8 protein-coding genes are annotated in these 10297 nt (G+C 73.0%); 2 read left to right on the top strand and 6 right to left on the bottom strand.

Going from position 1 to position 10297, the window contains the following annotated elements:
• Positions 1–1360 (bottom strand): ATP-binding protein (locus HOY81_RS11250; RefSeq protein WP_237320131.1); only part of this gene is annotated, 1360 nt, incomplete at its 3' end.
• Between the two features lie 368 nt (positions 1361–1728).
• Here HOY81_RS11250 and HOY81_RS11245 point away from each other — a divergent pair.
• Positions 1729–2664, top strand: a complete 936-nt coding sequence (locus HOY81_RS11245) for an AraC family transcriptional regulator (protein WP_237320130.1) — start codon at positions 1729–1731, stop codon at positions 2662–2664.
• A 411-nt stretch (positions 2665–3075) separates the two neighbouring features.
• Here the strand turns inward: HOY81_RS11245 and valS are convergent, their stop codons facing one another.
• From valS to HOY81_RS11225, 5 genes are all read right to left on the bottom strand, one after another.
• Positions 3076–5709 carry a valine--tRNA ligase gene (valS, locus tag HOY81_RS11240; RefSeq protein WP_308340975.1) on the bottom strand — a complete coding sequence of 878 codons (2634 nt, stop codon included), beginning with the start codon at positions 5707–5709 and terminating at the stop codon, positions 3076–3078.
• A gap of 411 nt (positions 5710–6120) precedes the next feature.
• Positions 6121–6921 (bottom strand): tRNA (N6-threonylcarbamoyladenosine(37)-N6)-methyltransferase TrmO, encoded by an 801-nt coding sequence (gene tsaA, locus HOY81_RS11235; RefSeq protein ID WP_237320128.1) that lies wholly within the window; start codon positions 6919–6921, stop codon positions 6121–6123.
• A 33-nt stretch (positions 6922–6954) separates the two neighbouring features.
• The gene (locus HOY81_RS11230; RefSeq protein WP_237320127.1) at positions 6955–7323 is read right to left on the bottom strand and encodes a VOC family protein; all 369 of its coding nucleotides are present in this window, start codon (positions 7321–7323) and stop codon (positions 6955–6957) included.
• A gap of 178 nt (positions 7324–7501) precedes the next feature.
• A complete protein-coding gene (locus HOY81_RS27725; RefSeq protein WP_368857737.1) occupies positions 7502–7792 on the bottom strand; it encodes a transposase family protein in 291 nt (96 codons plus the stop codon).
• Positions 7793–8385: 593 nt separating this feature from the next.
• Positions 8386–9723, bottom strand: a complete 1338-nt coding sequence (locus tag HOY81_RS11225; protein WP_237320126.1) for a hypothetical protein — start codon at positions 9721–9723, stop codon at positions 8386–8388.
• Positions 9724–9842: 119 nt separating this feature from the next.
• Between HOY81_RS11225 and HOY81_RS11220 the strand changes: the two genes are divergently transcribed.
• Positions 9843–10253, top strand: coding sequence for a hypothetical protein (locus HOY81_RS11220; RefSeq protein ID WP_237320125.1), 411 nt, complete (start codon positions 9843–9845; stop codon positions 10251–10253).
• The last annotated feature ends 44 nt before the right edge of the window (positions 10254–10297 follow it).

Raw genomic sequence — 10297 nt, 5'->3', positions numbered from 1 at the left:
CGGCCGCGGACCCGCCCGCGGCGGCCCCGGGCGTACGGGCTGCGCCGGCCGTCGCCTCCGCCGCTGCCGGGGCGTCCGACGGGGCAGGCGCACCCTCCAGGGCGGACGTGCCCGCCCGCGCGGGGACGCCCGCCGCCGGGGACGCCCCCTCCGGGGCGGAGCTGCCCGCCGGCGCAGGCGCACCCTCGGGGGCGGACGTGCCCGCCTCCGCAGGGGTGCCCCCCGCGGCAGGTGTACCCGCCGGGGCGGGCATGCCCGCCGGGGTGCCCGGTGCGGGTGCCGGAGGGGCGCCAGCGGGCGGCAGGGCCGCGGCAGTCCCGGAGGCCGCCGTGTCCGAGGCGGCTCCCAGGGGCCCGGCATCCGGCTGGGTGAGCAACGCGGTCGGCAGGAACACCACGGCCCGTACGCCGCCGTAGGGCGACCGGGTGTCGGCCGAGACCTGGAACCCGTACCGCGCCGCCAGCACCCCGCAGACCGGGAAGCCGAACTGCGGGGGGTCGTCGAGCCGGGTGACGTCCACGGCGTCCCGGCCGGAGAGCAGCGCCGTGGCCTGCTCCACCGCCTGCCCGTCCATGCCGACACCCGCGTCGTCGATGACGATGCAGGCGCCGTTGTGCACCGCCTGCAGGGTGACCTCGACGGTGGTGTTGGGCTGCGAGTGGCGGGCGGCGTTGTCCAGCAGCTCCGCGACGGCGAGCACCACGGACTCCACCGCCCGGCTCTCCACCGCGAGGCCGACCTCGCCGTGCAGGCGCACCCGGCGGTAGTCACGGATGCGGGAGGTGGCGCCGCGGACGACCTCGGTGAGGCCGGAGGCGGCGCGCTGCCGGCCCGGCCAGGACCCGCAGAGCACGGCGATGGCCTGGGCCCGCCGGCCGAACTGGGCGTTCGCGTGGTCGATCTGGAGCAGGTCGCCGAGCACGTCGGGGTCGTCGTGCCGGTCCTGCATCTCGGAGATGGAGACCTGCTGCTCGTTCGCCAGGGCCTGGATGGCGCGCATGGAGGTCTTCAGGGCGGCCTTGGCCGAGCGGTCGGCGCGGGCCTGGGCGTGTGCGACGGCTCCGGAGAAGCGTTCCAGCACGTCCTGGAGGCCCGCGGCGAAGGGGGTGCCGGCCAGCCGGGCGTCCAGCAGGCCGGTTCCGGAGGCGGCGGCCGGGAGCGGGGAGTCCTCCAGCGCGGGCAGCCGGACCGCGACCAGATGCCGTACCTCCGCGTCCCGGGCGCGCAGCCCGTCGGCCAGCTCCGCGTTCCGCCGCCGTACGCGGGCGGTGATCCCGCGCTGGCGCAACAGCAGGACGGAGACGGCGAGCAGGCCGGCGGCCAGGCACCAGAAGACGGCCTCCGGCAGGTGTTCAGTCATGGGGTGGGAAGTCCTCGTCGGGGACGGGCGGGGAGGTGGCGGGCGCCCGACGGTAGGCGGCCGTCCACGGGCGTGCTTTCGCCCACACGCACGGAAGTTGCCCGGGGGCGCACGCCGGGCGCAGTCGGCGCACCTCGCGGCGCGTCCGGGGGCGCATCCCGCACCGGGCGACCGGGCACGGGGAGTCCCCGGAACGGTACGCGGTGTACTAGGCTGCTTGCTCAACAGCCCCGACCTGCGGGTTGGTTGGACCGCCGGCCGACCCCGGGTCGCCTGCCCGTCCCTGTCTCCGTCCCGATCTCCGTATCTCTGTCCCATTGCACCCGACTGCGGCCGAGGGGGTTCCGGTGCCCGCGGGAACGTACAGCGTGGAATCGTTGTCGACGGGGAGCGTGGCGCCGCGTGAGCGGGCCGAGTACTGGCGGGAGCACATCGGCGACTACCAGTCCCGGATGGACTACCGCTACGCGCGCAACGACGACTTCCACGGCAGCACCGTGCGGCAGCACACCGGTGCCTACCAGCTCGTCCGCTTCTGGTCGGACGAGATCACCTACACGCGCACCACGCGGCACGTCCGGCAGGACCCGGACGAGGACTACCGGCTGCTGCTCCCGCTCCAGGGCTCGCTCACCCTGCGCCAGGACGGGCAGGAGGCGCGGCTGGAGCCGCGCACCGCCGGGCTGGTCACCTTCGGCGCCCCGTTCGAGTGCCTGCAGGAAGCCGGCACCCGGGCGTTCATCCTCACCATCCCCGCGCGCGAGATCGACGAGCCGCTGAACCGCAAGTCCCCGCTGGCGACCGGACTGGACCTGAGCCGCGGACTCGGCCGGGTGGTGGGCACCATGCTGGGCGGCCTCTACGAGGAGCGGGACGAGCTCAGCGACGCCGAGTTCGACGCCGTCTCCGACCGCGTCGCCGAACTGCTCTGCATGCTCGCCGTGGGCGACGACCGGCCCGACGCCCCGGGGCAACTGGCCGAGGTGGAGGCGCTGGTACGCCGCTTCGTCCGCGCACACGCGGCCGACCCCGGGCTGACCGGCGCCTCCACGGCCCGGGCGCTGGGCTGGTCGCTGCGCCAGGTGCAGCTCGCCCTGCAACGCGTCGGCACCACGCCCCGGGAACTGATCCGCGAGGAACGGCTGCGGCTCGTGCGGGAACGGCTGCAGTGCCGCGCGTACGACCACCTCTCGGTGACGGACCTCGCGCACGCCTCCGGCTTCTCCTCCGCGAGCGCGCTGAGCACCGCCTTCCGGCGGCGCTACGGCGTCAGCCCCCGCGACATGCGCCACGCGAGCCGCTGACCCCGCCGCCGCGGGGCCGCCGCGCGCACGAACGCGCGCCACCCCGGCCGCCGACGCCGGGACGGGCCCCGCACTCCGCCGCCCTCACCGGGACCGGTCCTCGCGGGTTGCGACACCGCGGACTCAGTGCGGTCGCACCGGCCACGCTGACGGACACCCCTCCTCGCCGGCGGTCCTAAGCCGGGGCTGCGGCCCCGGACAGGCCCCGGCGCAGGGTGCCCGGCAGCGCCCGGCGCCGGGCAGGGCGCAGGCCGCGCCCATACCGGGCCCGTACCTGGCCGACCGGGCGCGGCCCCGCCCGGCGTGCCGGGCGTGGCCCAGGACGGGCCGCCGGCCCGGGGCCGCAGCCCCCGGCACCGGCCCGTACCGCGGGGCAGTGCTCCACGGAGCCGCCGCCACCGCGGCGGCGGCTCAGTCGCTCTGCTGCGCGTTCAGCTCCGCGGTGACCGAGAGCTCCGCCTGCTCGTCCGCGCGGTACTCCATCTCCGCGACCTTGCCGGCGTCCCGCAGGTCGCCGCTGACGACCCGCACCTTCTCCAGGACCGCCTCCGGCGCCTCGACGACCACCCGGGCGACCTCCGCCCGCATGGACACCTTCGCGGAGGACTTGGCCTTACGGATGGCGGCGATCGCCGCGCTCGCCACGTCCACGAGCTCCGGGTCGCCGTCCGCCGCCACCGCGGCGATCTCCTCCCGCGTCGGCCACGCCGCCACGTGCACCGACTCCTCGTGCGCCCAGGACCAGGTCTCCTCGCACGCGTACGGCAGCACCGGCGCGAACAGCCGGATCAGCACGTCCAGCGCCAGCCGCAGCGTGCGGCGCGCCGACTCGCTGCCGGCCGGCTCCCCGGCCCGCCCGTAGGCGCGCTCCTTGACCAGCTCCAGGTAGTCGTCGCAGAAGAACCAGAAGAACCGTTCGACCCGCTCCAGCGCGGCGGTGTAGTCGAAGCCCTCCAGGGCCTCCGTGGCCTGCGTGACCACCGAGGAAAGCGAGGTCAGCAGCGCCCGGTCGAAGGTCTCCGTCACCTCCGCGCCCGCGGCGGGCGCGGGCAGCGAGAGCACGAACTTGCTCGCGTTCAGCAGCTTGGTGGCCAGCCTGCGGCCGATCTTCATCTGCTGCGGGTCGAAGGCCGTGTCGGTGCCCGGCCGGCCGCTGGCGGCCCAGTACCGCACGGCGTCCGCGCCGTACTGGTCCAGCAGGTGCTCCGGAGTGACGACGTTCCCCTGGGACTTGGACATCTTCTTCCGGTCCGGGTCCAGGATCCAGCCGGAGAGCGTGGCGTTCCGCCACGGCAGCTCCTTGTGCTCCAGCTGCGACCGCACGACCGTGGTGAACAGCCAGGTCCGGATGATGTCGTGGCCCTGCGGGCGCAGGTCCATGGGGAACGTCTGCGCGAACAGCTCCGGGTCGTCCAGCCAGCCGCAGGCGAGCTGCGGGCTCAGCGAGGACGTCGCCCAGGTGTCCATGACGTCCGGCTCCCCCAGGAAGCCGCCGGGTTCCCCGCGCTGCTCCTCGGTGTAGCCCGCGGGGCAGTCGCTGGACGGGTCGACGGGGAGCTGCGCCTCCTCGGGGAGGACCGGCTCCTCGTACTGCGGCTGCCCCTCCGCGTCCAGCGGGTACCAGACCGGGAACGGCACGCCGAAGAAGCGCTGGCGGCTGATCAGCCAGTCGGCGTTCAGCCCGCGCGTCCAGTCGTCGTACCGGGACTTCATGTACGGCGGATGCCACTCCAGCTCGGCACCCCGGGCGAGCAGCTTGTCCTTGATGTCCTGGGTACGGATGAACCACTGCCGGCTGCTGACGATCTCCAGCGGCCGGTCGCCCTTCTCGTAGAACTTGACCGCGCGCGTCGTCTGCTTCGGCTCGCCGATCAGGGCGCCCGCCGAGCGCAGCTCGTCCACGACGATCTCCCGGGCGGTGTGCACCGTCTTCCCGGTGACCTTGTCGTACACCTCCTGCGCCTGCTCCGGGGTGCCGGTCGGCAGCTCGGCGAAGTCCACCTGGAGCATCCGGCCGTTCCGGCCGACGACCGGGCGGGTCGGCAGCCGGAACTCACGCCACCACTGCACGTCCGTCATGTCACCGAAGGTGCAGACCATGGCGATGCCGGTGCCCTTCTCCGGGTCCGCGGCCTCGTGCGCCACGACCGGCACCCGCACCCCGAAGAGCGGGGAGACGACCTCGGTGCCGAAAAGCTTCTGATAACGGGCGTCCTCCGGGTGCGCCACCAGCGCCACACAGGCCGGCAGCAGCTCCGGACGGGTGGTCTCGATGTGCACGATCTCGCCGGCGTCCTCGCCGGTCCCGCCGGACCCGTCGGCCCCACCGGCCGCGACGCTCCGGAACGCGACACCGTGGTAGTGCCCCGTGACCTCCTTCTCCACCACCTCGGCGTTCGCCACCGCGGTCTGGAAGGTCACGTCCCACATCGTGGGCGCCTCGTACTGGTACGCCTCGCCGCGCCGCAGCTCACGCAGGAACGCGGCCTGCGACAGCCGCTGCGCGTCCCGGCCGATGGTGGTGTACGTCGTGGACCAGTCGACCGAGAGCCCCAGCTTCCGCCAGAGCTGCTCGAAGATCCCCTCGTCCTCCTGGGTGAGCTGCTCGCACAGCTCGACGAAGTTCCGCCGGGAGATGTGGACCGCGGGCGCCTTCTTGTCCTTGCCGGTGCGCTCGGACACCGGCACCGGCGGGGTGAAGTCCGGGTCGTAGGGGAGCGAGGGGTCGCAGCGCACGCCGTAGTAGTTCTGCACCCGGCGCTCGGTGGGCAGACCGTTGTCGTCCCAGCCCATCGGGTAGAAGACGTGCTTGCCGCGCATCCGCTGGAAGCGCGCCACGATGTCGGTGTGCGTGTAGCTGAAGACGTGACCCACGTGCAGCGAGCCGCTGACCGTCGGCGGCGGGGTGTCGACGGAGAAGACGTCCTCGCGCTTGCCCGGCCGTACGAACCGGAACACGGCGGCCTCGCTCCAGAACGTGGACCACTTCGTCTCGAGGTCCTCCAACGAAGGCTTCTCCGGGAGCGGAGACCCGTAGCGCGTCACGCCGACACACCCTTCCTGAGCAATTCTTCACAGTGCGGCCAGCGCCGTCTGGGAACCTCGGCCGGCGGGGACCCTCGGGGCCCGGCGATCGCCGGCCGGCGCCAATGAGCTCGCGGCCGTCCACGCGATTCCGCCCCCAGTGTAGAGGGCCGGGGTCCCCCGCCCCGGCGGGAGCGCCCGGCTGCCCGGGACGGGCACCGGGGCGGGGTCGTCGGACGCGGAGGCGCCGCCCGCGCGGGGCCGGGGCGGGCCATGACTCCGGGTGCTCCCGCCGTCACACCGAGTCCCACCGCCTCGCGGAGCGCCCGTGCCCATGGGGAGCGCACGCGACCGCCGGGTGCGCGGCCCGGCCCGCGGGTCTCCGTACCCACCGGCCGAGGACGCAGGCCGGACCGGAGGCCGCAGGCCGGCCTACCGCTCCCCGCGCAGCAACGGCTTGACGTCCACCAACGGCGTACCGTCGATCGCCTCCAGGTCGTGCACCCGCAGGCGCAGGCCGTCCACGGCGGCGATCCGCACCCGGTGCAGACCGACGGGGTTCGGCCGGTCCGGCGAACGGGTGCCGAACACGCCCCGCTCCGGCTGCTCCGGGTCGTCCCGGGGATGCACCCGGAGGACGCCACGGTCCGCCTGGTGGAGCCAGGTCAGCACGTACACCTCGTCCCCGGCCCGGAGATCGCGCAGCGCCTCCCCGACCTCCGGCCGGAAGACCAGCCAGGTGTCGGGGGCGCCCTCGAACCCCTGCTTGGGCGCGTCCCGCCGCTCACTCAGCGGCGACTCCACATACCCGACCGGCTCGATCCGGTACGACGGCGCTTCGCTCACGACGACTCCTCCTCGGGACGTACGGGACGAGGCTCGGCGAGCCTCGACGGGGTCCAGATCGTCCAGCCACCGCCGGCACAGAGCATCGGTGAGCGGTGCGAACAGCTCCGGCGAGGACACCTCGAAGAGGAACCGCGTCAGCAGGTCCTCGTCCCCCTCTGCCGCCTCCACGTCCTCCTCGAAGTGCACCGCCTGCGCCCAGGCGACCAGTTCCTCCGGGGCGACGTCCCCCGTGAGGACCCTGCGCACTGCCTGCGCGGCATGGCCGCGGTCGAACCTGACGGAGCTCCGGGCCGGTCCGCTTCTCCGCACAGCCGCGACGAGCTCCGCGAGTTCCCCTCGCCAGTGCAGCAGATCCTCCCGAGCACGGCCTCCGTTCGCCTGCATACCGTCCATGGTGCCCGGGGCCCCGGAACAGCGTCACCGGGCCGGGATCGGCTGAGTGAGGTTCACCGGGTTGCCGTCAGGGTCCCGGATGTGGGCGACGCGCTGTCCCCACGGCATGTCGTTGGGGCCGCTGCTGACCGAGCCGCCCAGCGCCTCCACCCGGCCGAGCGTCTCATCGACGTCGTCGACACCGATACTGAGCAGGATCCGCGACGCCTCTCGGTCCCCCGGGTCCGCCTTGGCCACCAGCCCGAGGTCGGTGTCGCCGATGCGCAAGCCGAGGTAGAAGACCGGGCCTTCCTCCGGTACCCGGAAGACCTCCTCAGCGCCGAACAATTTCGCATAGAAGCCGAGCAGAACGTCATGGTCGGCAGTGAGGATCACTGGCTGGATGGTCGACATGGCACTCCTGTCGAGAACGGTCGTGTCGCTGGGTAGACCGTTCGAAGCCGGTGAACTCATCGGGCGGCACCACCCCGCCCGGCCCTCTACGACACAGACTGCCGCCCACGACCAGCACGAGCACCCCGAAACGCGGTCACACCACCTCGCTGACCAGCCACTTCACGATGGCGGAGCTTCAGTGAACCGTTCTGGTCCACCTCGCTGCGAGTGAAGATCGTTTCCGGTGGATCGCGAAGACCGCATGCCGGAGTGCGGTGACGCGGTTCGGGCTGATGCGAACGGTGTCCCGTACGCGCCAGCGTTTCAGCGCGGCGAACGCCCGCTCGACAGGTGGCCGGAGTCGGGCGAGTGCGGTGTCGGCCGGCTTCTCCGCCCCGCTGTGGCCCTTGCCCTTCGGGCGCTTGACCGGGTGCGGCCGCTCTTGCCGCCGCTCCGGTAGGCCGGGGTCGGCGGAACTCTCCACCATCCGCGCGCTGACCGCGGCGGTGATCCCGTCCGCTCGGGAGCGCAGTCACACCGTGGGTCGAGCCTGGTCAGGCTTCGCCGAGTCCGTACGGTGCCCCGGGCCCCGCACGACGCCCCGTGGCCCGCGCCCTGCGGGGGACACACCGGCTCCGGGGCGCGCTGCTCTGCAGTGGCCGCGTACGTAGCGCCCCGGAGCGGCAGCCCTTGGCGGAAGCCGACCTTCTTCGACCGTCCGGGCCGCGACGCCGACATGACCGCCCGCATCGACTCACGCGACTGCGCACGTCGCAGAGCTGCGGCTGCACATCGACAAGAGTCACCGCGATACCCGGGACCAGGTGGCCGCGGTGAGCTCCGACGTGGACGACGTCCGCAAGCGGGTGTGGATGGGCCTCGGCGGGCTGGCGGTGCTGGCGACGCTGGCCGGCTTCCTGGTGCAGTACCTGACGAGCTGACGTACCCGATGAGCGCCCCCTGCCCTGGCCCACGCGGCCGGCGGCAGGGGGCGCCTTCTGGGTGTCGAAGCCCAGCCGCAGCGGCGCTCTTGCGGTACGGTGTGAACGGCTCCTGGCGCCCGACAGCCGGGAGCCAGTTCTATGCCGCCTTCAATGCGGCCACCTCTTGAGCGCGGGCAGCGAGCTCCCGCACCGCTCGCGTCCTCCGGTACGGGCGGATGCGGCTACGCATCGTCTCGAAATGCTCGTCCCCACGCGCCGTCGACAGCATCACGTAATCGTCCAGGAACTGAGTCCAGGACTCGCACGCGGCTTCGATGTGGCCGTATTCGAACTGGCGCTGCGCCAAGACGGCGTTGAAGTGCACCCGGCCCTGCCGTTCCTGCTTCGGCTGCAGCTTCAGCGCTTCCCGCATCGCCTTGATGGACCCGGAAAGGTCCTTGGTTTCGTACAGCACGTGCGCCACGTGGAAGTGGTAGGCGCTGGCGTCGTAGCCACCGATCGCCTCACGCCGTGAGTCGGCTTTCGACAGCGCAGTCTCGGTCTCGCGTAGCTTCGCGAACGCCTTGTGCCTGTCGCCGATCATCGACGCCGCGTGCGCCTGCTGGCCCGCGAGGAACGCACGGAGTCGGGGGCCGCCCTTCGGCGCGGCTTCGGCGGCAGAGTCGGCGAACTCAGCGGCCTTGCTGCCGTAGCCCAGGTTGGATGCCTGCAGGCTCATCCCGCGCAGCGTCCGGCAGTAGGTGACGTGGTCGTCCGCGGCGCCGGCCAGTTCCAGGGCCTTGCAGTAGTAGCGTTGCCCGACGCCGTGGTCGCGCTCGTACATGGCCATCCACCCTGTGAGATACACCAGGTCGGAGGCTGCGGCCCGCATGTCCCGCCGGACCGGCTCCGGCGCCGACGCCTTCAGGTAAGGGCCGACGGTGTTGACGAGGAACGCGGCGGCCATCGGCCGGGCGTGGCCGCCGCCCAGCTCGTCAAGGATGTCGGCCACCTTCGTCGTCATGGCTCGCACGGTCTCCACTTCGCCCGCACCGATGTGGGTCGTGCGCCCTGTGCCAACCGCTTCCGCCCGGCCGACCAGGTCGTGGAACAGCGGCACTGCCAGGGCGGCCGAGTACAGACCAGCTGAGAGCACGCCCCTGCGAGATGGGTCCATATCTGCCCTTCCGAGGTCCAGCACGTCGGCGACAGTGTCACCGCTGCTGCCCGTCGTGTCGTCCGCAGGCGATGCGAGGCCGATCTCGGCGAGCGTCACGGGCCTTCCCAACCGCCGGGACAAAGCCTCGGCGATCAATGGCCTGACCTGCGGCCTCGGCATGGTGCCGCCGATCCAGTGGGAGACGGCCGACTGGTCATAGTGAAAAGGCTGCCCGGCCTCTGCGCCCGCCCGGTTCACAGCGCGCGCGAGTTGCGTGCGTGACCATCCCGCCTGGTCAAGGGCACGGGCAAGGGATGCGTTGCGGGTGCGTGCCATGGTGAACTCCCGACAGTTTCATGGCTTTCACGGTTCCCCGTCTGCTCAACGGTACCGGAGCTGTCGCGCTGCGCAGTTAAGTCTTCACGCAACGAATCGGCGTGAGCGACGGAGTAGCCATGGGAACCACTGCACGATCCTGGGCCCCACCGCCCGGCCCGGACTCGCAGATGCAGCCTGCCGGCGTGCACTGGGACGCCGTGAAGGCACCGGCGCACCTCGGGCGCCCCGCACTTGAAGCGCTGGGCTGCGACTCCGGGGCCGTCATCCGCGACCCCTACCGCGGGGAGCTGTACTGGCTGCTGTGCGTGGGCGCGGCCGCCTCCTGGCCGCGGCTGCCCGACATCGACACCTACGGCCCGGCCTGCTGGATCGAGGTCCCGCCCGAGGGCCGCGAGGGCGGGCCCGGCCCGTACTGGCTCCCCCTCGTCGGCGGCGGCCGCCTCTACACCGACCCGGTCCGGCTGCACGCCGCCCTCGCCACGGTCATCACCGACCGGTACCCGCCGGATGCGGCGGCACGGCTGTGACCGGGCCGCGCTGCGTCCGCTGCCCCGCGCCCGGCACTGTGGTG

The sequence above is a fragment of the Streptomyces sp. JJ36 genome, from assembly GCF_021696945.1.
In the GTDB taxonomy this organism is placed as follows: Bacteria; Actinomycetota; Actinomycetes; order Streptomycetales; family Streptomycetaceae; genus Streptomyces.
The sequence above is the reverse complement of the archived record's forward strand: the minus strand, read 5'-3'. Positions and strand labels throughout refer to the sequence as shown.